This is a genomic window from Flavobacterium geliluteum (genome assembly GCF_017948595.1).
GTDB lineage: Bacteria > Bacteroidota > Bacteroidia > Flavobacteriales > Flavobacteriaceae > Flavobacterium > Flavobacterium flavipigmentatum.
The window spans coordinates 55,169-78,193 of record NZ_JAGFBV010000024.1 but is presented as its reverse complement, the minus strand read 5'-3'; the positions used below and the strand labels follow the sequence as shown (position 1 = coordinate 78,193).

Here is a 23,025-nt window from a genome sequence, read left to right as displayed (position 1 = left end):
AAAATTATGCATAAATAGTAGTGAGTCTAAAAAGGAAGTATTCTACATTTCTAACACCTCTGAATTTTGATCTGAATGCTTTTATTTTAGCATTGAATGATTCTGCAGAAGCATTAGTACTTCTGTTATCAAAATAGTTCAATATGGTTTGATAATGATTCATAATGGTACGAGAGATTGTACCGAAAGACTTAAACCCAGATTGATTTACTTTTTCATGCCATTTGGCTAATTTTGCAAAACCAATGATTTTGTCTTTTGTATTCTCAAAGATGTTACGGAGCTCTTGAGTTAGATTGTATCCTTTTTGAATATCAGGATATAATTCAAATAGTAATGCAGTCCGTTCTGTTTGATTTTGAGTCCATTTCGTTTTGGCTTTGTACAAGAAATAGCGACTTCTGGCTAGTAATTGTTTAAGGGTATCTCCATTTGAGAGTATCTTAGATTCGAAATTTACTTTTGACTTTTTGGCTTTTTCAATAGCATCATTCTCTTGATCGATGGCTTCCCAGCGATATTTAATCCTGATTTCCTGCAGGGCCTCTGTAGCTAGCTTTTGAACATGGAATCGGTCTGTAACGCGAGTAGCATTAGCAAAACACTTTTTAGCTATCAATCCCATGTTTCCGGCCATATCCAGGGTGATTTCCTTGACTAGATTTCGTTGTTGAAGAGGGATCTTTTCAATAACGCCAATCACTGTTTCTGCTTTAGTTCCTGCAACCATAGCCACTATGGCGCCTTTTCTACCTTTACCGGATTTGTTGGTTAAAATAGTATAGAGCTCGCCATTGGAAAGGGAGGTTTCATCTATGGATAAACGTTTTCCGATATTCTGTGGAAAAAGAAGCCATTTTTTAGCATGTGGTAGTTGATCCCAAACTTTAAAATCACTTAGAAAATCTTTATATTGAGTTTGCAGGTTTCTACCAGAAACTCCGTAGAAAGAGGCAATGGTATTACAATCATTTGGACTGGAATCTATTGATTTCTTTTAAAAAAGACGCAAACTCCTGGGTTACACGAGTTCCGTCTGCTACTAAATTCCAATCTCTAAAAACCACTTTTCCAGTATCTTCATTAAGCCATCTTCTGCGAGTAATATGAAGATACACCTGATGTCCGCGGATAGGAAAATCCTGAACCGTTATCTCTTCAAAAAATCCTTTTGAGCTTAATTTTGATTCTCGGTATTCTTTAGGTATCGAATTAATCTCTTTTAAATACAGATGTAGTGTTTCCTCTTCTTTTTTATAAGAAGTAAGTTCAAAGTAGTCTACTAGTATCTCAGGCAGTAACAACTTAAGGATATCGATAAAAGAATCTTGCATTAGGGTATAATTTGAAAATACAAATATCCAGATTTTAATATTTCCCCACAACAATATGCGTTGATCCCAACTCACATCATCGCTTTAGAAAATACGAAAATCTAATTTTAGATTTAGAAATAAACAGACCAGAACAAGTATGGGTATCTGATATTACATACATTGGAAAAAGAGACAACCCTTGTTATTTAAGTTTAGTTACTGATGCGTATTCAAAGAAGATAATGGGCTACTTTGTGGCTAACAATTTAAATACCCGAAGTAGTATAATGGCTTTAAAAATGGCTCTTAAACAAAGAAAGTATTCTCATTTACAATTGATACATCATTCGGATAGAGGAATTCAATATTGTGCCAATGAATATCAAGAAGAACTTATTAAAAACAAGCTCTCATGCAGTATGACACAAAATTCAGATCCTTATGAAAATGCTATTGCAGAAAGAATAAATGGAATTTTAAAACAAGAATTTAACATTGACAAATACAATCAAGGAGCAAAAATAACAAATCAAATTATCAAAGAATCAGTTACTATTTATAATGAAATTAGACCCCATTATTCAAATTATATGTTGACGCCAAACCAAATGCATTCTCAAAACAAAACTAAGATGAGAACCTATAAAACAAAAAACAGTAGCAAAAACGTTTTTACTACTGTTTAATATTTAATTTTATCTAATAATCTGTATCACTTTTTTAGGACGAGATAAAAATCTTAAAATTTAATAAATCAATACCAAAAGTTGTAGGGATTTTTAAAAGTGCGTTAAGGATGGAAGTGGCATCCTTTTGCGGTTGATTTATACTCTGTCATAACCAAAACCTTCCCTCGCAAAAGATATAGCGGACAGCCTGACCCATAGGGAAACGCCATAAATAGTAAATGCAAAAGTCATATATTAAAGTAATAACGATAAACTTTTCTTATTCCTATTAGCATATTATCAAAAAATAAATTACTATTTTGATACAAGCGATTCTCACGAATTAAAAAATAAATTACATCTTTCTAACTAAACCACTCTGCACTGAAAGTGCAGAGGTTTGTTTTACGAGGGACTGAAAGTCCCTCTTTCTATTTCATTCAAGAATGAAATTTGAATTATCATCTCCTTCTTTTCTTCTGTGATGTTCTAGATAATCATTTACCATTTCATCGGTAATATTTCCTGTGCTCCAAACTCCATAGCCACTTGCCCAAAAATGCTGACCCCAATAGCGGGCTTGAAGTTCTGGAAATTCCATTTGCAACTTTCGTGATGTTCTTCCTTTTAAACTTTTCAAAATTGTGCTGACATTCTGCTTTGGCGCATATTCGATATGCATATGCACATGATCTGAACTCACAACTCCTTTTAAAATCTCAATACCTTCTGCTTCACATATTTGTATTAAAAGTTCACGACAACGCTTTTGAACATCCCCTTTCAAAACTTTAAATCTATACTTGGTAACCCAAACAACATGACAGGTTAATCTGCTTACTGTATGCGAACCTTTTCTTATATCTGTACTCATAATCTAAAGATAAAGATTTTTTCGCATTACTAAAGTACTGCAATAAATTGCAGGGTTTTAAACCCGAATCTGAGACCAATAAAGTTTCTTCTGATTTTTTTTTTGAAAAAAAAAAGGGGAAATAACCCTGTAAAAAAGGGTTTATGTCCTCTGAAAATATTCTGATGAAGTATAGAAATTTGGGAAATTGTTTTGATCGTCAAAATAATGTTTGACTAAGATGGCAATGATGTTTAACTAAATTTTTAAAATCATGAGAGTATGTAGAGAAGTTAGTCGCTGGATAACAGAAAATGTACAGCAACCTGTTGAAAACTGGATAAATAGAGAGGAGCGAAGATGTAGAGAACAATCTTGTAACTGGTGGTGTTTGTGTTGCAATAAATGGTTTTGCTGGATTGTAGTAGTTGCCGTTTTGGTGGTTACCTGGATCATAGTTGCTATTACTAAACTTATTACAGAGGTAGTTTGCACTATCGTGGGCTTGATTCTGGATCTTGTTGGGTTTGTGATTAATTTAATTTTAAGTATTCCGATTATAGGAGGAATTATTAGAACTATTATTAATTGGGTTACTGAAATTATTTGGAGAATTGTAGGATTACCTGATTTTTTGGCATCCTTGGTTGGAATTAGATTACCTAAAAAAATGTATGTAAAACTAATTATCTTAAATAATAATGGAACACCACATACAGATGAGGCAAGTGCGATCAGAGGTATTAGAACAGCTCAGAATATTTTTAGAACACAATGTAATGTCAATTTGATTTATACAGGTGTATGTATTCCGCAACTAAATACGCCCGAAAGTGCCAATAATATTGATTGTGGAGCTGGAGGTTTTTTTTCGGATTGGTGGATTGGAGGTTCGTATTATGAATTGGTTTCGGCCGATTGTGCTTTTGAAGATGGTTTGAAAAGAGTAGTGGGTTATGGCTCTGAAATTATTGCTTTTGTCGTTCAGAATATTACTCCTAGAACAACTGTTGGTTGTAGTTTTGCAGCAACACATAATTATATTGTCGTAGAACCTAGTCTTACTGGAATTCAATCTATTGCGCACGAAATAGGACATTCCTGTCTATTGCCTCATATTGATGGTGATCGAAATAATTTAATGTTTCCTACTATTTCTATTGATGGGACAACAGGCGATTTAATCAATTTTAATATGTCAAATCTTCAGATTGCTACTTTAAGAAGTTCCAGACATTGTGTTTATATTTAATGATGAGTCTTATGGATACTAATTTTTACGTCATTCGATGTGTCGATGATTTATTATATTTAAAGTCTTTTCGATCCCTTTTTTACCGATTTAATGAGGTGAAATTAGACATAAAAAATCTGGAAAATGAGATTTCTGTGCGTTGGGAACAAAAAATAAATCGTTATTACAAAGCCTGTGGTTGTGGAGAAGGTAAGTTTTTTGTTTTTGTTTTCTTTTTACTTGCAATTGCATGGAAATATAGCAAAAAAGAACTTTTTTTGTCCTGGAGAACATTTGCCTTTGTTTTTTTGATGTGTCTTTTAGGTGCCTTTTTAGGAAAAGCTTACGGGCAATATTTCGCTTTTAGAAAATTAAAAAGAATTATTAACCAGTTAGAAAGTTCAGATTGGCAATTTTACTGATATATTTGAACGTTTTATAAAATAGATCACAGACCAAGGCTTAATTTGTTTAATTAGGCCTTGGTTTTATAGAAATTGCAATAATCATTTATAAGGCAGCTATCACATTTTGGATGGGTAGGACGACAAATTTCCCTTCCCAAAAATGAAATCGCCATTCCGATTTCTAGCCAAATATTTTGTGGTAGGATTTTCATAAGTTCATTTTCGACTTTATTACCATCTTTATTTTCTGCCACTATACCGATTCTTGGTGCTACACGAATTACATGAAGATCAACAATAATTCCCTCATGCGCTTGTTTTGCTTCTCGCAATATTACATTGGCAGATTTTCGTCCGATGCCTTTTAAAGCAACTAATTCTTTCATATTTAAAGGAATTTTTTCATCACTTTGTAGTGTCTTTGCAATATCCAGAATCCATTTTGACTTGGTTAAAAAATTTCTAACCTTACTAATATAGGGTAATAAAGTTGCTTCATCAGTGTTTGCAAGACTACTAAGAGTTGGAAATTTTTCAAAAAGTGCTGGTACTATTTTATTAATATTAGCATCAGAATCCTGAGCAGATAAGATCACCATAATCATCAATTGATAAATGTTTTGGTATTCTAAAGGATGCTTTTTACCCTGATATTTTGCGAGAATGGGTGCTAATTTTATCTCCCAATTTGATGCTTCTCCAAATAAATCCATTTAAATTTCTTTAGATATTTTGTTAGTTATAACTGCCAAATAAGAGGTAATTAAGTTTTTTTTTTGGAACTATTTAATAAAATTAATTATTTTTTGAATAACATCTTTATCACCCAAAATTTTTCGATGCCCTAAACCTTCTGTTACTACTAATTCACTATTTTCTAAGTGTTTATGAATATGAATTCCCGCTGTTACAGGTACATCATGATCATTCTTGTCATGAATAACTAAGACCGGAATTTTTACCTTTTGAGCCGCTACATAAGCAGAGAAATCATTCATTTTTACTTTGTATCTATTCTCAAAATAATCGCATAAGCGTTGACTATAAATTGGCTTTAATTTTATTTTTGAAGTAAAATCCTCTAAAATATCTTGTACAATATCACCACTTCCTATGATTACCGCATTCTGTACTTTTAGACCTTTTTTTACCGAATTTAGGACTGACATTCCCCCCAAAGAATGTCCTATAGCTATTTCGAATGGGCCATATTGTTTTTCTATCTCAAGAATAGACTCAATAAAATCCATCATAATTGTTGTTTTTCCTGCCGATTTTCCATGAGCTGGAGCATCAAAACTCACAGTAGAAAAACCATTGGCCAATAATTCATCTGCTATTTTAAATAACTGTGTACCACGCCCAGACCATCCATGGACTAACAAAACTTTACGTTTACTCTCACTTTTTCCGTATTCGTAGGTAATGATTTCTTTTTTAATAGTAGGGATCCATAATTTTTTCTGAATACTTTTTAGTTCCATATCAAGCTCTCTTGCAGGAATTTTATGTTTTATAGGTGTTGTAAAAAGCCTAGCAGCAAATGATGTCGCCAATTTTGAAGAAATTAAAGAACTTATTTTACTAATTATAAGAATATACTGTGGAATTTTTAAAGACTGTGTTTTTTTCTGTGATTTCTTTGTCATTTTAATAAATCGGAATTATTGTAGTGATTTTATTATTTTTTTGCTAAATTTAAAAAGCATAAAAGTAAGATAAATAATTAGTAATGTGTTTAACTTTTATTTTATGTAGATATTTCGTTATAAAATTCAATAAATGGAAATTTATCATATAAGCGCAGAATGCTATCCGATAGCAAAAGTGGGTGGATTAGCAGATGTTGTTGGCGCATTGCCGAAGTACCAAAAAAAAGCAGGTCATCTGGTACGAGTTGTATTGCCTAGCTATCAAACAAAATTTAGAAGTCAAAATGATTTTGAATGTGTACATTCTGGAACTGTTCAATTAGGGAATTTTAATTTTCCTTTTAGTGTTTTCAAAGAAACCACTGATAAGCTGGGCTATGAATTATATTTAATTGAAATTAAGGAACTTTTTGATCGTCCTGATATTTATGGTTATCAAGATGATATTGAGCGTTTTTTATCTTTTCAGATTGTAACACTCAATTGGATTATATCGAGGGAAACAATTCCAGATATTATAAATTGTCACGATCATCATACGGGTTTGATTCCGTTTATGATAAAATACTGTTACCAATATTCCAAAATAGAAAAAGTACGAACTGTCATTACGATTCATAACGGTTTGTACCAAGGACAATTTGGTTTTGATAAATTGTTTTATATACCAGAATTTGATTTGAAGCATGTTGGTTTTTTAGATTGGGATTATGCTATTAATTCTTTGGCAGTTGCCGTAAAATGTGCCCACGCTGTAACCACTGTTTCGCCGAGTTATTTAGACGAGATTAATGTTTTTGCAAATGGATTAGAATCACTTTTTAATTCTGTTCGGGATAAATCAAAGGGCATCCTTAATGGTATTGATATAGAAGTCTGGGATCCCTCAAAAGATGCTATGATTGCGCAAACATTTTCTATAAAAGATTTCGAAAAAGGAAAACAAAAAAATAAAGAAAAACTTTGCGAAATATTCGAGTTAGACGCTACAAAACCACTTTTTAGTTTCATAGGCCGATTGTTTGAAGAAAAAGGAGGCGATTTACTTCCTGAGGCTTCGGCATTGGCATTAGCAGAAAATTTCAAAGCCATTAATATTTTGATTTTGGGTTCAGGTAATGCTCGTATCGAAGAACAATTAACGGAGTTAAAAAAGGATTATAAAGGCAATTACAATGTTTTTATAGGATATAATGAAGAGTTATCACATTTAATTTACGCAGGCTCTGATTTTATGTTAATGCCTTCTAGAGTAGAGCCTTGCGGGTTAAACCAAATGTATTCGTTGCGTTACGGTACCGTTCCGATTGTAAGAAGAACAGGTGGTTTGAAGGATACTATTACTGATTTTGGAGATAACGGAAATGGTATTTGTCATGATCAGGCATCTGTAGGAGATATTGTGTATTCTATAAATAGAGCTGTGGAGCTTTATGATAATAAGGAAAGTTTTAATAAAATAAGAACGCTTGGAATGGGGACAGATCATTCTTGGGAAAGCGTTTGTCAGGAATATATCGAAATTTACAACTTAATAATTCGGAAAAATGAGATTTAACAAAAAAAGTATTGTTGCCATTATTTTAGGGGGAGGTCAAGGGTCTCGTCTATATCCGTTAACAGAAACAAGATCTAAACCAGCGGTACCCATTGGGGGTAAATACAGACTGGTTGATATCCCGATTTCAAACTGTATCAATTCTGATATATATAAAATGTTTGTCCTGACACAGTTTAATTCGGCATCACTAAATGCGCATATCAAAAACACGTATAACTTTAGTGTTTTTAGCAGCGCTTTTGTTGATATTTTGGCAGCAGAGCAAACGCCCGATAATCCTACCTGGTTTCAGGGCACTGCAGATGCAGTAAGGCAGTGTATGCCCCATTTTTTGAATCATGATTTTGAATATGCCCTGATTCTTTCAGGAGATCAGTTATATGAAATGGATTTTAGTGCCATGATCAAAAAACACATAAAAAATGGTGCCGATATTTCTATTGCAACCCTACCCGTAAACGCAAAAGACGCTCCTGAATTTGGAATATTAAAAACCAATGCAGATAATGAAATTATATCATTTATAGAAAAGCCAAATGCTTCGTTATTGCCAGAATGGGAATCTGAAGTGAGTGATGAAATGAAGAGCCAAGGCAAGCATTACCTGGCTTCAATGGGGATTTATATTTTTAATCGTAAGCTTTTGGTAGAATTGATGTCTAATACAGAGACAAAAGATTTTGGTAAAGAAATAATTCCGCAAGCCGTTGGAAACAAAAAAATATTAAGTTATCAATACGAAGGATATTGGACAGACATTGGAAATATTGATTCGTTTTTTGAAGCAAATATTGGTCTTACGGATGATTTGCCAAAATTTAACTTATTTGATAATGACAAGAAGATTTTTACAAGACCGAGATTACTGCCTCCGTCAAAATTTTTCAAAACAACAGTTGATAAAACCCTTATTTCAGAAGGTTGTATTATAAATGCCAAAGAAATTATCAGGTCTGTAATCGGTATTCGTTCCAGAATTGGGAGTGATACGGTTATCGAAAATTGTTATGTAATGGGTAACGATCTCTATCAAAATCTAAAAGATTTGGAAGATGATATCGAAAACGGCAGAAAACACATCGGAATAGGGGAAAGATGTTTTATAAAAAATGCAATTGTAGATAAAAACTGCCGTATCGGAAACGATGTTTACATCAACGGCGGATCTCATTTAGAAAACATTACAAGTGATTTGTATGCCATCAAAGACGGAATTGTTGTGATCAAAAAATCAGTCACGATACCGGATAATTTTAGAATTGAATAAAATTTTAAAACCTATTTTTTCTAAATTTTTAGTTTTAGACTAAAGATTTTAATTTATTAATTTTCTATTTATTTAGAAATTACAATCAATATATGAGCAACGTTATTACGCACTCTTTATTTACAGATTTTGACATCAATTTATTTAAATCTGGAAAACATTATAAATTATACGAAAAATTAGGAGCACATTTAATTGAAGTTGATGGTGTAAAAGGAGTTTATTTTGCTGTTTGGGCTCCAACAGCGCAGTCTGTTTCGGTTGTTGGAGATTTTAATTATTGGACACAAGGTGAGCATCTTTTACAAGTTAGATGGGATTCTTCAGGTATTTGGGAGGGTTTTATTCCTAATCTTGAAAAAGGAGCGCTGTATAAGTATAAAATACAGTCGAATATTGACGGGGTTGTAACCGAAAAAGCTGATCCTTTTTCATTATACTGCCAAAAACCACCACATACCGCATCGGTAATTTGGGATTTAGACTATAACTGGAATGATAATAAATGGATGGATTCGCGTCAGGAAAGTAATGGTCTTGATAAACCTTATTCTGTCTATGAGGTACATTTAGGGTCCTGGAAGCGCAATGCTCATGACAATTCTTTTTTAAGTTACGTGCAGCTTGCAGAAGATTTGGTTGCTTATGTCAAAGAAACTGGGTTTACGCACGTAGAGTTCATGCCAGTAATGGAGTATCCTTATGATCCCTCTTGGGGTTATCAATTGGTAGGATATTTTGCGCCTACTTCACGTTTTGGCAAACCGCAGGATTTTATGTTTTTGGTAGATAAGCTTCATCAGGCAGGAATTGGTGTTATTCTCGACTGGGTTCCGTCTCATTTTCCAGATGATGCACATGGTTTGGGCTTTTTTGATGGCTCGCATTTGTACGAACATCCAGATCGCAGAAAAGGCTATCACCCCGATTGGAAGAGTTTGGTTTTTAATTATGGACGCAATGAAGTACGCGCTTTCCTGATCAGTAATGCTGTCTTTTGGCTAAGCCAATATCATGCAGATGGGTTAAGGGTAGATGCCGTAGCTTCTATGTTATACCTGGATTATTCCAGAAATGATGGAGAATGGGAGCCTAATATCTATGGCGGAAGAGAAAATCTGGAGACCATTAGCTTTCTTAAAGAATTTAATGAAGTGATTTACGCCAATTTTGATGGAGTTCAGACAATTGCTGAAGAAAGCACTTCGTTTCCAATGGTTTCAAGACCTACTTTTACAGGTGGTTTAGGTTTCGGAATGAAATGGATGATGGGATGGATGCACGATACTTTAAAATATTTTCAAAAAGATACTATTTATAGAAAGTACCATCAAAACGATTTGACTTTTTCGATGACTTATGCTTTTACAGAAAATTTTATGCTGCCTTTTTCTCATGATGAAGTAGTCTATGGCAAGCAATCTATCGCCAATAAAATGCCCGGTGATGAGTGGCAAAAATTTGCCAATTTAAGATTATTGTATGGATATATGTTTACGCATCCTGGAACAAAATTATTGTTTATGGGCTCTGAATTTGGACAAACAGATGAGTGGAATTTCGAGAAAAGTCTCGACTGGCATTTATTGCAATACGATTTTCATAAAGGAATAAAACAGACTATTACCGACCTGAATCAGTTGTATAAAAGCAGTCCTGCATTATATGAAAAACAATTTTCTGGCGATGGTTTCGAGTGGATTAATTACTCAGATCATCAGAATGCTGTTTTGTCTTACATAAGGAAGGGTAATAACGAAAGCCAAAATCTAATCGTAGTATGCAATTTTACTCCCGTTGTAAGAGAAAATTATCGTATCGGGATTCCTCAAAAAGGTAAATTAAAAGAAATTTTTAATACCGATTCTAGTCAATATGGAGGAAGTGGTGTCACGAATTCAGGTTTATTGGCTATTGAATCTTCTCCTTACGATGGCAGGGATTATTCTATCGAATTGATTTTACCTCCCTTGAGCGTCACCGTTTATTCTATCGCATAATACTATCACTTTTTTTTACTGTGATTTTATGATTTTTATTTTTTTAAATTATAGAATTATCGATTTTATAAGATATAAATTACCATTCAGTCAAAGATATCGTTTTCGTGAAAAAACGCATTATTTTTAGTGCTATACCTGTATTTTTTGTACGTTTGAAATACAAGTAAGTTGTTGAAATTAAATTATTTAAAAAATGATTACAAATACCGAATTAGAATATAAAGGGGATTTATATCCATCAAAAATAGTTGCGTTTGAGCAGGAAGGAGATTCCATCTTTTTTCATACTGATAATAAGGTGATTTTGAAAGTTACGGTTTTAAGAGACAGTTTAATACGTTTTAGATTTACTACAAAAGGATATTTTAGCAACGATTTTTCGTATGCAATAGACAAAACGCAATTGCATGGTTACAATTTTCTTGAAGTTACCGAAGAAGAAACCTATTATCAAATTCAAACCAGCAAAGTAAAAGCCAAAATTCAAAAAGCAGATTTACGCACTTCAATTTTAGACCTTAATGACAATGTTATTCTGGAAGATGAATTGGGTTTTCATTGGGAAGAAAGCTACGAATACGGCGGAAACATTGTAAAAATGAGTAAATCATCAAAAGATGGTGAATGTTTTTACGGTCTGGGAGACAAAGCTACTCAGCTAAACTTAAAAGGCAAGAGACTGGAGAATTTTGCCACAGATCAATACGCTTACAGCAAAGATCAGGAACCTTTATACAAAGTGGTTCCTTTTTATATTGGGTTGCAAAACAAACAATCCTACGGAATATTCTTTGACAATACATTTAGAACCTTTTTTGACTTTTGTCATGAAAGAAGAAGTGTAGCAAGCTTTTGGGCAGAAGGAGGCGAAATGAATTATTATTTTTTCTACGGCCCAAAAATGCAGGATGTTGTAACTTCTTATACAGATCTTACAGGAAAACCAGAACTTCCGCCACTTTGGGTGCTCGGGTATCATCAATGCAAATGGAGTTATTATCCTGAAAACAAAGTAAAAGAAATTGCCTCTAAATTCAGAGAACTAAAAATCCCGTGTGACGCGATTTATTTAGATATTGATTACATGGAAGGATTTCGATGTTTTACTTGGAACAAAGAATACTTTCCTGATCCTAAAAAAATGGTGGCAGAACTGGCAGATGATGGATTTAAAACTATCGTAATCATCGATCCAGGAATTAAAATAGATAAAGATTATTGGGTATATAAAGAAGCATTAGAAAAAGATTATTTCTGCAAAAGAGCCGATGGACCTTATATGAAAGGGAAAGTCTGGCCCGGAGAATGTAATTTTCCGGATTATACAAATCCTGTAGTAAGAGAATGGTGGGCTGGTTTGTTTAAAGAATTAATTTCAGATATAGGTGTAAAAGGGGTTTGGAATGATATGAATGAACCTGCTGTTATGGAGGTTCCTAACAAAACCTTCCCAATGGATGTGCGTCATGTCTATGATGGAAACCCTTGTAGCCACAGAAAAGCACATAATATTTATGGTACACAAATGGCACGGGCCACGTATCATGGTGTAAAACGTTTTGCATATCCTAAACGCCCTTTTGTAATCACTCGTTCTGCCTATTCGGGTGCTCAACGTTATACTTCGTCCTGGACTGGCGACAATGTAGCAACTTGGGAACATCTATGGATTGCCAACATTCAGGTACAACGCATGTGTATTTCCGGAATGGGTTTTACAGGTTCTGATATTGGTGGTTTTGCAGAGCAGCCTACAGGAGAATTATATGCACGCTGGATTCAGTTAGGGGTATTTCACCCGTTTTGCAGAACACACTCTTCTGGGCATCACGGCGATCAGGAACCTTGGGCGTTTGATGAAGATGTTATTAATATTACCAGAAAATTTATTAATTTAAGATACCAATTATTACCTTACTTATATACTATGTTCTGGCAGTATATCGAGGAAGGTGTTCCAATGCTTAAACCTCTTGTGTATTATGATCAGGATGACATTCAGACACATTATCGCAATGATGAGTTTATCTTTGGAAATCAAATTTTGGTGTGCCCAATACTCGAACCTAATTCTTTAGGTAGGCGAATGTATATTCCTAGAGGCGAGTGGTATAACTATTGGACCAACGAACTTGCCATTGGCGGGAGAGAAGTCTGGATAGACACTAAGTTTGATGAAATTCCCGTGTATGTAAAAGCAGGTGCGATCATTCCAAAATATCCTGTACAGCAATATGTTGGCGAACTGGAGTTTGATGAATTAACGCTTGATTTGTATTATAAAAATGGTAAAGAAAATTCAGTAGTGTACGAAGATGCGCAAGACGGTTACGATTATAAAAAAGGAAGATACAGTTTTCTTTCCTTCCGTTCCATCGGAAAAGAAAAAGAGCTTATCGTACAGCTTCATAAAGAAGGGAAATATGAAACACCTTACACCAAATACAGAATCAATTTTATCGGACTTCCATTCAGAGTAAAAGAAATAGAAATCGATAACGAAATAATTTCTTTTGACAGAACAAACTTCGATACCGAAGGTTCTTTGGTAATTGATAAAGAATTTAACGAGCTTCACCTTATTGGCTGGTAAGAAATTTTGATAAGTTTTTTGATAATTATGTAAAGAGAACAATCAATTATAATTGTATTTTTGGATGTTTTAAAAATTATAAATCATGAAAAAACGTTTAGTAACAGGTGCTTTTTTGGCCATTTTAGTAGCCGCTTGTGCTACAAATCCTTTTTCAGGAAAGAGTACGTTAGCATTGGTTCCGGACAGCGAAATACTTCCGGCTTCCTTTCAGCAATACGATAAGTTCTTATCAGAAAACAAAGTAGTAACCGGTACTGCAGATGCAAAAAGAGTTGAAAATGTAGGAATCAAAATCAAAAATGCTGCCGAAATTTGGCTTAATGCAAATGGGTACAAAGAGTACCTTAAAGATTATAAGTGGGAGTACAAACTAATCGATAATAAAGAGTTGAACGCTTGGTGTATGCCGGGTGGTAAAATTGTTTTCTACACCGGTATTCTTCCGGTTTGCAAAGATGATGCAGGAATGGCTACCGTTATGGGGCACGAAGTAGCGCATGCGCTGGCCAATCACGGTCAACAACGTATGAGCGCCGCACAGTTGCAACAAATTGGGAGTGCTGCTCTGGATGCTGCAACTACCAATAAATCATCGACAACAAGAGCTATCTTTTCTCAGGCTTACGGTCTTGGTACAGAGGTAGGAGGTATGTTGCCTTTTAGCAGAAGTAATGAGAGTGAAGCAGATAAAATAGGTCTTACGCTTATGGCAATTGCAGGTTACAATCCGGATAACGCTGTCGCTTTTTGGGACAGGATGTCTAAAGCCAGTGGTGGAGCTGCCCCGGCAGAGTTCCTGAGCACACACCCTTCAGACGCTACACGTATCGCCAACTTAAAAGCTTTAATTCCGCAAGCAAAAGCTGAAGCCGCAAAATATGGCGTAATGTTTAAATAATATACTTATTATTTTATCATAAAAACAAGGCTATTCTTTTTAAGAATGGCTTTTTTTATAAAAAGTAATCAACTTAATCTTCAAATAACAAATTCTTAATAAAAAATAGATAAATTCGCAACAGACTAACACAACCCTATTTATGAGTAATTTATCCAAAGGAAGCAAAAAATTATTAAACGCCTGGGCCTTCTATGACTGGGCAAATTCAGTTTATCCTTTAGTAATTTCGTCCGCTGTTTTCCCTATTTTTTACGAAGCATTATTTTTAAAAAGAGATCATTATATCGATGCTTTCGGAATGAATCTTAAAAACACAGCTTTAATAAGTTTTATTACCGCAGCTGCATTCTTGGTAGTGGCTTTTATTTCGCCTCTTTTATCAGGTATTGCAGATTATGTGGGCAATAAAAAGTCGTTTATGAAATTCTTCTGTTACATGGGTGCCCTGTCTTGTATGGGTTTGTATTGGTTCAGGCTCGAAAATATATACGTGGGCGTACTGTTTTATTTCTTAGGATTAATCGGTTTTTGGGGTAGTTTGGTGTTTTACAATTCGTACCTGCCAGACATTGCATTTCCCGAGCAGCAAGACAAATTAAGCGCAAAAGGCTACTCATTGGGCTACGTGGGCAGCGTGGTTTTATTGATCATTAATTTGGTCATGATTATGGGTGCTGAAGGCGATGCCAAAATCGAGGCCATGAGATATTCGTTTTTAATGGTAGGGGTCTGGTGGATTCTTTTTAGTCAATATACCTATTATTATCTCCCAAAAGGAAACAATAGTACGGGCGAAAAAGTAACGAGAAGTGTCATTTTTAATGGTTTTAAAGAATTAAAAAAAGTCTGGAAATTATTAGAAGAAAACATTTCTCTAAAAAGATATTTAGGAAGCTTCTTCGTTTACAGCATGGCCGTTCAGACAGTTATGATCGTCGCAACTTATTTTGGAGCACAGGAAATTCAGTGGTCTTCAGAAAGCGAAAGCACAACGGGACTTATCATTTGCATCTTATTAATACAGTTAGTCGCCATTGTTGGCGCGGTTCTTACCTCTAGAGCATCTGCCAAATTTGGCAACATCCCAACACTCATCGTCATCAATTGCATTTGGATATTGCTTTGCATTTTGGCTTATTTTATAACATTACCCATCCATTTTTATGTCATGGCAACCCTAATTGGTTTTGTAATGGGCGGAATCCAGGCCTTATCACGCTCTACATATTCAAAATTATTGCCCGAAACAGAAGATACGGCGTCCTTTTTTAGCTTTTATGATGTGGCCGAAAAAATAGGCATCGTAATCGGAATGTGCGTTTACGGCATAATCGATCAAATTACGGGTAGCCCGCGTCTTGCAATTGTTATTTTGGCCGTATTTTTTACTGTTGGAGTGCTTTTGCTCAGAAGAGTACCAAAAAAAGGTGTTTTAAAATAATAAAACACTTCAGGTTACACTATGTTTTGTAGACTTTACCCTAATTTTTGTACACTCTTGTACTTCTAATTTTAGGCAACCACATTTTTTAATTATGAGTTAACGAATATTAATTTGCAGAACATGTTTTCTAATTATGAGTTAGCAAAAATTAATTTGTAGATCACGTTTTCTAATTATGAGTTAACAAATATTAATTTGCAGAACACGATTTCTAATTATGAGTTAACAAAAATTAATTTGCAGAACACGATTTCTAATTACGAGTTAATCAATATTAATTTTTAGATCACAATTTCTAATTATGAGTTAACAAAAATTAATTTGTAGATCACAATTTCTAATTATGAGTTAGCAAATATTAATTTGTAGGTTGTAATTCCAATATTTTTTAGCCATACCCTAATGAGTGTCTAATTTTCTTAGTTCGATTGCATTTCAAATCGCTCTTTTTTGTTTTTGGCATAATGATTGTCTAATTTTACGGTCTATCTAGTATTTGAAAGACTTGATGTGTTTGTAGTAAAAACAAACGGTTTTAAGAGCAGATTTACAGTTAGAATAAAACTTTTAATGACAAAACGACTTATATATTATTATGTCAAACCATAAAATACTCACAATTGACAATCTGTCACTTCAAGAATTTGATTCAGAAGCAGAATTGATTCCATTATTAACACCTGAGGACGAAGAGGAAATGAATAACGAGGAACTTCCTGTTTCGTTGCCAATTTTACCTCTGCGAAATACGGTTTTATTTCCGGGTGTTGTAATTCCAATTTCGGCGGGTAGAGATAAATCTATAAAACTAATTAATGATGCAAATTCGGCGGGTAAAATCATTGGAGTAGTATCGCAAATCAACGAAGAAGACGAAGATCCATCAAAAGATGATATTCATAAAATTGGTACTGTAGCCAGAATTCTGCGTGTCCTTAAAATGCCGGACGGAAATGTTACGGTAATTTTACAAGGAAAAAAACGTTTCGAAATAGATGAAGTGCTAACCGAAGATCCTTACATCACGGCTACTATTAAAGAAGTATCTGAAGCTCGCCCGGATGAAAATGATTCTGAGTTTACAGCTATTTTAGATTCTGTAAAAGAGTTAGCAATTCAAATTATAAAGGAAAGTCCAAACATTCCGTCAGAAGCTACTTTTGCCATCAAAAACATCGAAAGCCAATCGTTTTTGATCAATTTTGTTTCTTCTAATATGAATTTATCGGTAAAAGAAAAACAAGGTTTGTTATCGATAAATGGTTTAAAAGAAAGAGCTCTCGAAACGTTGCGCTACATGAATGTGGAGTTGCAAAAATTAGAACTAAAAAATGATATCCAATCAAAAGTTCGCTTTGATTTAGACCAACAGCAACGCGAATATTTCTTGCATCAGCAAATGAAAACCATTCAGGAAGAACTGGGCGGTGTTTCGCAAGAGGAAGAAATGGACGAAATGGGACTGAAAGCAAAGTCTAAAAAATGGGACGAAAAAACGCAGAAACATTTTGAAAAAGAATTGTCTAAAATGCGCAGAATGAATCCGCAATCACCTGATTTTGGTATTCAGCGCAATTATTTAGAACTGTTTTTAGATTTGCCTTGGGGCGAATTTTCTAAAGACAAGTTTGACTTAAAAAATGCTCAAAAAATATTAGATAAAGATCATTTTGGACTTGAAGAAGTAAAGAAAAGAATGATCGAGCACTTGGCAGTTCTGAAATTGCGTAACGATATGAAATCGCCGATAATTTGCTTGACAGGGCCTCCGGGAGTAGGTAAAACCTCTATTGGTCGTTCTGTTGCAGAAGCTTTAGGGCGCGAATATGTCCGTATTTCATTAGGTGGTTTGCGTGACGAAGCAGAAATTCGCGGACACAGAAAAACATACATTGGTGCAATGCCGGGGAGAATTATTCAGAGTTTAAAGAAAGCCGGAACTTCAAATCCTGTCTTTATTTTAGACGAAATTGATAAACTTTCCAGTGGCAATAGTGGCGATCCTTCTTCTGCATTATTAGAAGTTTTAGACCCTGAACAAAACAATTCTTTTTATGATAATTTTCTCGAAATGGGTTATGATTTATCAAAAGTGATGTTTATTGCAACCTCAAATAACATGGCCGCCATTCAGCCCGCACTTCGCGACAGAATGGAAGTGATCAAAATGTCAGGTTACACTATTGAAGAAAAAGTAGAAATTGCCAAAAGACATCTTTTTCCAAAACAACTTGAGGCGCACGGTTTAACAACCAAAGACCTGACAATTGGTAAAAAACAATTAGAGAAAATTGTAGAGGGGTATACCCGCGAATCTGGTGTACGTAATCTCGAAACCAAAATTGCACAAGTCATCAGAAATGCAGCCAAATCGGTTGCGATGGAGGAAGAGTACAATAAAAGAGTGACAGACGAAGATATTATCAGCGTTTTGGGAGTGCCAAGATTAGAGCGCGATAAATACGAAAACAATGATGTTGCCGGTGTAGTTACGGGGCTTGCCTGGACAAGCGTTGGCGGTGATATATTGTTTATAGAATCTTTAATTTCTGAAGGAAAAGGAGTTATGACCGTTACCGGAAATCTGGGTACTGTCATGAAAGAATCGGCTACAATTGCGCTTGAATACATAAAAGCAAATGCTAAAAAGTTAGGTTTGGCTACCGATTTATTTCAAAAATACAATATTCATTTACACGTTCCGGAAGGTGCAACACCCAAAGACGGACCAAGTGCCGGAATTGCAATGCTGACTTCTTTAGTGTCATTATTAACTCAAAAGAAAGTAAAGAAGAGTCTTGCCATGACAGGCGAAATCACGCTTCGTGGAAAAGTTTTGCCTGTTGGCGGAATCAAAGAGAAAATTCTGGCTGCAAAGAGAGCCAACATCAAAGAAATTATCTTGTGTCAGGAAAATAAAAGCGATATTGATGAAATTAAGACCGAATATCTTGAAGGCCTAACGTTTCATTATGTAAAAGAAATGAGCGAAGTTTTGGCACTCGCTTTAACCGATCAAAATGTTAAAAACGCAAAACAGTTAAAATAAAATTTTAGCCAAATATTACTTTCCTGATCTTGAAATAGAGATCGGGAAGTTATACATCTCAAATACTATTCTGATGCATTTCAGTTTCAGTATTTGAGATTTTTTTATTGCCTTTTTATTATAAAGTGGTAATTCTGAAAGAATTAAGTTTTGGGTATAAATTTTTATATATTTTTAATTTTCAAACGTTTATAATTTTATCTTTGTAGTTGAGTTTAGAATATACAAGCTACCTGTAAACATGTTAAAACAACTTGTTTTTTTTTTTATTGCATTTAGTTGCTCCCTTTCATACGGGCAAATTGGTGGTCGTTACACTTACCAATTTCTTAATCTAACGACATCGCCAAGACAGGCTGCGTTAGGAGGAAAATCGATAACAATTTATGATGAAGATGTGAATCAGGTGATGTTTAATCCCGCTACACTAAATGCAGATATGGACAAACAACTGGCAATGAATTATGGAAGTCTTTACGGAGAAGTTTCATACGGAACGGCTTCGTACGCCTATACGTATGACAGGCATTTGCAAACTTTTCACGCCGGAATGAGTTATGTAAATTATGGTAGTTTTGAAGGATATGATGAAAATGGTCTGTCGACTTCTAATTTTACAGGAAGCGAAGCCGCACTCTCATTTGGTTATGCTTACAATATTCCGTTTACCGACCTTCACGTTGGTGCAAATGCAAAATTGATAACTTCTACTTTAGAAACCTATAGTTCTTTTGGTGGTGCCATAGATCTGGGTTTTTTGTTTGTGGATGAAAGAAATGATGTAAACTGGGCTTTGGTAATCAGAAACATAGGAACTCAATTTACAACATATTCAGGAATACAGGAAAAATTACCACTCGAAATCATCGCAGGAGTTTCGCAAGAACTCGAACATGTACCTATTCGTTGGCATCTTTCGTTAGAAAATTTACAACAATGGAATATTTCTTTTTCTAATCCAGTGCGAGGAGAAACCAATATTGACGGTTCTACCAACGAAGAAAAAGTGTCGTTTGTAAATAATGCTTTGAGACACGTGATAGTTGGAGTTGAGCTTTTTCCTAAAAAAGCATTTAATATTCGGTTAGGATATAATTTTAGAAGAGCAGAGGAACTAAAAATAGCAGAACAGCGCAATTTTTCGGGAATCTCTTTAGGATTTGGTTTAAAAATGAACCGATTAAAGTTTAACTATTCGTATTCAAGATACACATTAGCGGCAAACAGCAGTCTTTTTGGCCTTATTTTAAACCTTCAATAAGCAATTTTATGACAAACATGAACGACTAATCGTAACAGAAATTTTTTTTTAAAATTGAAAAAAAATTGATAATTCAAAATAGAACATTATTTTGAATGTTGATTAGTAAAACAAATAATTAAATTTTATAAACATTAAAAGATTATTTTGAAAAAAATAACCATTGCAATTGACGGATTTTCGTCAACAGGAAAAAGTACTTTAGCAAAACAGTTGGCAAAAGAATTAGCATACGTATATGTAGATACAGGCGCAATGTACCGTGCCGTTACGCTGTACACAATGCAAAACAACTTTATCAATGCTGATTTTTTTGATAAAAAAGCCTTAATTGATTCTCTTTCTAAAATTCAGTTAGAATTTAAATTTAATGCCGATTTGGGTTTTGCCGAAATGTATTTGAATGGCGAAAATGTCGAAAAACAAATCAGAACTATCGAAGTTTCTAATTTTGTGAGCAAAGTGGCAGAAGTTTCTCAGGTACGTTCTAAATTAGTAGAGCAGCAGCAGGAAATGGGCAAAAATAAAGCTATTGTGATGGACGGTAGAGACATAGGAACGGTTGTTTTTCCTCATGCTGAACTAAAAATTTTTATGACCGCCAGCGCCGAAACCCGAGCACAAAGACGTTTTGAAGAGTTACAACAAAAAGGAGATAACGTATCTTATGAAGACGTTTTGAAAAATGTTGTAGAAAGAGATTATATAGACACCCACCGAGAAGATTCTCCGTTAGTGATAGCAGATGATGCTATCGAAATCGATAATTCGTATTTAAGCAGGGAGGAACAATTTTCAGCTGTTTTAGAATTAATAAATGACGTTGTTAAAACGACTTAATTTTTTGCAGATATCATTTTTAATGGTAGTTTTACCACTTCATTTATTTTAAAAGACAATTGCATCGTATGGGAATTAAAAACAGATTGATTATAATGAGTTTTCTTCAATTTTTTGTTTGGGGAGCTTGGTTGATCACAATTGGAAATTATTGGTTTGGAACAAAAAATTGGGAAGGAACACAATTTGGATTAGTTTTTGGTACCATGGGAATTGCCTCTTTGTTTATGCCTACTTTGACCGGTATTATTGCCGATAGATGGGTAAATGCCGAAAAATTATATGGCGTTTTGCACATACTTTATGCCGTAGTTTTATTTGCAATTGCTCAAGTTACTACTCCAGATAATTTTATATACGTTATGCTTGTTGCAATGTGTTTTTACATGCCAACAATTGCGCTGAGTAACTCCATTTCATACACTTCTTTAAAGTTAAATAATAAAAATATTGTAAAAGACTTTCCGCCAATTCGCGTTTGGGGAACTATTGGTTTTATCGTTGCCATGTGGATCACCAATTTGAGCGGAAGTAAAGCAACAGAATATCAGTTTTATATTGCAGGCGTAGGAGCTTTAATTCTGGGTATTTACGCCTTTACCTTACCAAAATGCGAACCGCAACGTCTGACTAAAGAAAACGCTTCTTGGGTCGAAACTCTTGGTTTAGAAGCTTTTAAATTATTCGGAAATTACAAAATGGCGTTGTTCTTCGTGTTTTCAATGTTTTTAGGAGGTGCTTTGCAATTAACGAATGCTTATGGAGATGTTTTTCTGGATGAGTTCAAACACTTTCCGAAATATGCAGATTCTTTCGTAATAAAATATTCAACGATTATTATGTCAATTTCTCAAGTTTCTGAAACCTTGTTTATTTTGGCTATTCCATTTTTCTTGAGACGTTTCGGTATCAAGCAAGTAATGCTTATTAGTATGCTTGCATGGGTTTTACGTTTCGGATTATTTGCATTTGGAGATCCTGTAACGGGTTTATGGATGATTATTTTGTCTTGCATCGTTTACGGAATGGCCTTTGATTTCTTTAATATTTCAGGTTCATTATTTGTAGAAAGCAATACCGATTCTAAAATACGTTCTTCTGCTCAAGGTTTGTTTATGATGATGACCAACGGCGTTGGAGCCGTATTAGGAAGTTTGACCTCTGGATGGGCGATAGATCGTTTCTTTACAAAATCGTTTAACAGTACAACCGAGTTAGCTGGATTTTTGCAAACAGATACAACTAATTCTAAAATGTTAGAATTTGTAAAAACACAAGGAAATTCAGTAACTACAGACGGCATGTTTGCTAACCCAATTCTGATGAAAGACTGGCACACAATCTGGTTATCATTTGCAGCTTATGCTTTGGTAATTGCAATTGCTTTTGCTATTTTATTCAAACACAAACACGATCCAAAAGAATTAGAGAATTTAAATCATTAATCCAATAGATTTAAAAAAATATAAAAACTAAAATAATTGGAGAGAAAAAATACTAGAATTAAATGTTTTAATGTTTAATGTATTTTTTCTCTCCAATTATTTATTTTTGGGCCTTATCTTTTGATAAAGCTACGATTCTCTTTTAGTTTTAAATCCATTAGGAAAGATAATGGCCAGTAAAACGCATATCAATAGAAAGTTGTATTCTATACCATTACTGCCACCACCAACAACAAACCATCCATTATCAAAATGTACTAGAATAATTCCCATAAGAAGTACAAAAATTGTCACAAAACCAGCCAATCGAATGTATTTATTCCACAATAAAAGTATTGCAGCTATAATATGTGATATTTTAATAGACCATGCAATAAAAACACCAAAAGGGGCAAACCCAATCTGATTGAGGTATAAATTTCCAAAATCATTTATTCCGTTATTAAACATTCCAAAAACAGAATGCGATAGCAGTATAATGGCTACTGCAATTCTTAAAAGTAAAGTTCCGTTCATAATTTTGATTTT

The 23,025-nt window shown here is 34.2% G+C and carries 19 protein-coding genes; 13 read left to right on the top strand and 6 right to left on the bottom strand.

Annotation, left to right across the window (positions count from 1 at the left end; genetic code table 11):
* Positions 1-4: 4 nt before the first annotated feature.
* The gene (locus J3495_RS14465) at positions 5-958 is read right to left on the bottom strand and encodes an ISAon1 family transposase (protein WP_210667251.1); all 954 of its coding nucleotides are present in this window, start codon (positions 956-958) and stop codon (positions 5-7) included.
* Between the two features lie 10 nt (positions 959-968).
* On the bottom strand, positions 969-1,334 hold the full coding sequence (locus J3495_RS14460; RefSeq protein WP_210667248.1) for an ISAon1 family transposase N-terminal region protein: 366 nt from the start codon (positions 1,332-1,334) through the stop codon (positions 969-971).
* A 53-nt stretch (positions 1,335-1,387) separates the two neighbouring features.
* Here J3495_RS14460 and J3495_RS14455 point away from each other — a divergent pair, with 53 nt between their 5' ends.
* Entirely contained in the window at positions 1,388-2,002 is a 615-nt protein-coding gene (locus J3495_RS14455; protein WP_210667250.1) for an IS3 family transposase, read from the top strand.
* A gap of 418 nt (positions 2,003-2,420) precedes the next feature.
* Here J3495_RS14455 and tnpA read toward each other — a convergent pair whose 3' ends face one another.
* Positions 2,421-2,858 (bottom strand): IS200/IS605 family transposase, encoded by a 438-nt coding sequence (gene tnpA, locus J3495_RS14450; protein ID WP_194620508.1) that lies wholly within the window; start codon positions 2,856-2,858, stop codon positions 2,421-2,423.
* Between the two features lie 253 nt (positions 2,859-3,111).
* On the opposite strand from tnpA, the gene J3495_RS14445 reads away from it, so the two are divergent.
* Positions 3,112-4,089, top strand: coding sequence for a hypothetical protein (locus tag J3495_RS14445; RefSeq protein ID WP_210667247.1), 978 nt, complete (start codon positions 3,112-3,114; stop codon positions 4,087-4,089).
* An 11-nt stretch (positions 4,090-4,100) separates the two neighbouring features.
* Entirely contained in the window at positions 4,101-4,493 is a 393-nt protein-coding gene (locus J3495_RS14440; protein WP_210667246.1) for a hypothetical protein, read from the top strand.
* A gap of 53 nt (positions 4,494-4,546) precedes the next feature.
* On the opposite strand, the gene J3495_RS14435 is transcribed toward J3495_RS14440, so the two are convergent.
* Both J3495_RS14435 and J3495_RS14430 read right to left on the bottom strand, forming a co-directional pair.
* Positions 4,547-5,191, bottom strand: coding sequence for an endonuclease III domain-containing protein (locus tag J3495_RS14435; protein ID WP_210667245.1), 645 nt, complete (start codon positions 5,189-5,191; stop codon positions 4,547-4,549).
* A 69-nt stretch (positions 5,192-5,260) separates the two neighbouring features.
* Positions 5,261-6,127: an alpha/beta hydrolase gene (locus J3495_RS14430; RefSeq protein ID WP_210667244.1), complete on the bottom strand. Its 867-nt coding sequence runs from the start codon at positions 6,125-6,127 to the stop codon at positions 5,261-5,263.
* A 133-nt stretch (positions 6,128-6,260) separates the two neighbouring features.
* On the opposite strand from J3495_RS14430, the gene J3495_RS14425 reads away from it, so the two are divergent.
* The 10 genes from J3495_RS14425 (at position 6,261) to J3495_RS14380 (ending at position 22,497) form a co-directional block, all read left to right on the top strand.
* Entirely contained in the window at positions 6,261-7,688 is a 1,428-nt protein-coding gene (locus J3495_RS14425) for a glycogen synthase (RefSeq protein WP_210667243.1), read from the top strand.
* Positions 7,678-8,958, top strand: a complete 1,281-nt coding sequence (locus J3495_RS14420) for a glucose-1-phosphate adenylyltransferase (RefSeq protein WP_210667242.1) — start codon at positions 7,678-7,680, stop codon at positions 8,956-8,958. Before J3495_RS14425 ends, J3495_RS14420 begins: the two co-directional genes overlap by 11 nt.
* A 92-nt stretch (positions 8,959-9,050) precedes the next feature.
* Positions 9,051-10,958 carry a 1,4-alpha-glucan branching protein GlgB gene (gene glgB / locus J3495_RS14415; RefSeq protein WP_210667241.1) on the top strand — a complete coding sequence of 636 codons (1,908 nt, stop codon included), beginning with the start codon at positions 9,051-9,053 and terminating at the stop codon, positions 10,956-10,958.
* 196 nt (positions 10,959-11,154) lie between these two features.
* Positions 11,155-13,554 (top strand): glycoside hydrolase family 31 protein, encoded by a 2,400-nt coding sequence (locus J3495_RS14410; RefSeq protein WP_210667240.1) that lies wholly within the window; start codon positions 11,155-11,157, stop codon positions 13,552-13,554.
* Positions 13,555-13,639: 85 nt separating this feature from the next.
* Positions 13,640-14,455, top strand: a complete 816-nt coding sequence (locus J3495_RS14405; RefSeq protein ID WP_210667239.1) for a M48 family metallopeptidase — start codon at positions 13,640-13,642, stop codon at positions 14,453-14,455.
* 142 nt (positions 14,456-14,597) lie between these two features.
* A complete protein-coding gene (locus tag J3495_RS14400; RefSeq protein ID WP_210667238.1) occupies positions 14,598-15,899 on the top strand; it encodes an MFS transporter in 1,302 nt (433 codons plus the stop codon).
* Positions 15,900-16,497: 598 nt separating this feature from the next.
* Positions 16,498-18,951, top strand: coding sequence for an endopeptidase La (gene lon, locus J3495_RS14395; protein WP_210667237.1), 2,454 nt, complete (start codon positions 16,498-16,500; stop codon positions 18,949-18,951).
* 241 nt (positions 18,952-19,192) lie between these two features.
* A complete protein-coding gene (gene porQ / locus J3495_RS14390; RefSeq protein WP_210667236.1) occupies positions 19,193-20,212 on the top strand; it encodes a type IX secretion system protein PorQ in 1,020 nt (339 codons plus the stop codon).
* A gap of 147 nt (positions 20,213-20,359) precedes the next feature.
* Positions 20,360-21,052 carry a (d)CMP kinase gene (gene cmk / locus J3495_RS14385; RefSeq protein WP_210667235.1) on the top strand — a complete coding sequence of 231 codons (693 nt, stop codon included), beginning with the start codon at positions 20,360-20,362 and terminating at the stop codon, positions 21,050-21,052.
* A gap of 68 nt (positions 21,053-21,120) precedes the next feature.
* Positions 21,121-22,497, top strand: a complete 1,377-nt coding sequence (locus J3495_RS14380) for a nucleoside permease (RefSeq protein ID WP_210667234.1) — start codon at positions 21,121-21,123, stop codon at positions 22,495-22,497.
* Positions 22,498-22,626: 129 nt separating this feature from the next.
* Here the strand turns inward: J3495_RS14380 and J3495_RS14375 are convergent, their stop codons facing one another.
* The gene (locus tag J3495_RS14375; RefSeq protein WP_210667233.1) at positions 22,627-23,013 is read right to left on the bottom strand and encodes a DoxX family protein; all 387 of its coding nucleotides are present in this window, start codon (positions 23,011-23,013) and stop codon (positions 22,627-22,629) included.
* Between the last annotated feature and the right edge of the window lie 12 nt (positions 23,014-23,025).

Coding starts and splice junctions, on each gene's coding strand:
- J3495_RS14460 (WP_210667248.1), bottom strand. CDS start 1,334: ATGCAAGATTCTTTTATCGATATCCTTAAGTTGTTACTGCCTGAGATA.
- tnpA (WP_194620508.1), bottom strand. CDS start 2,858: ATGAGTACAGATATAAGAAAAGGTTCGCATACAGTAAGCAGATTAACC.
- J3495_RS14445 (WP_210667247.1), top strand. CDS start 3,112: ATGAGAGTATGTAGAGAAGTTAGTCGCTGGATAACAGAAAATGTACAG.
- J3495_RS14440 (WP_210667246.1), top strand. CDS start 4,101: ATGGATACTAATTTTTACGTCATTCGATGTGTCGATGATTTATTATAT.
- J3495_RS14435 (WP_210667245.1), bottom strand. CDS start 5,191: ATGGATTTATTTGGAGAAGCATCAAATTGGGAGATAAAATTAGCACCC.
- J3495_RS14430 (WP_210667244.1), bottom strand. CDS start 6,127: ATGACAAAGAAATCACAGAAAAAAACACAGTCTTTAAAAATTCCACAG.
- J3495_RS14425 (WP_210667243.1), top strand. CDS start 6,261: ATGGAAATTTATCATATAAGCGCAGAATGCTATCCGATAGCAAAAGTG.
- J3495_RS14420 (WP_210667242.1), top strand. CDS start 7,678: ATGAGATTTAACAAAAAAAGTATTGTTGCCATTATTTTAGGGGGAGGT.
- glgB (WP_210667241.1), top strand. CDS start 9,051: ATGAGCAACGTTATTACGCACTCTTTATTTACAGATTTTGACATCAAT.
- J3495_RS14410 (WP_210667240.1), top strand. CDS start 11,155: ATGATTACAAATACCGAATTAGAATATAAAGGGGATTTATATCCATCA.
- J3495_RS14405 (WP_210667239.1), top strand. CDS start 13,640: ATGAAAAAACGTTTAGTAACAGGTGCTTTTTTGGCCATTTTAGTAGCC.
- J3495_RS14400 (WP_210667238.1), top strand. CDS start 14,598: ATGAGTAATTTATCCAAAGGAAGCAAAAAATTATTAAACGCCTGGGCC.
- lon (WP_210667237.1), top strand. CDS start 16,498: ATGTCAAACCATAAAATACTCACAATTGACAATCTGTCACTTCAAGAA.
- porQ (WP_210667236.1), top strand. CDS start 19,193: ATGTTAAAACAACTTGTTTTTTTTTTTATTGCATTTAGTTGCTCCCTT.
- J3495_RS14380 (WP_210667234.1), top strand. CDS start 21,121: ATGGGAATTAAAAACAGATTGATTATAATGAGTTTTCTTCAATTTTTT.
- J3495_RS14375 (WP_210667233.1), bottom strand. CDS start 23,013: ATGAACGGAACTTTACTTTTAAGAATTGCAGTAGCCATTATACTGCTA.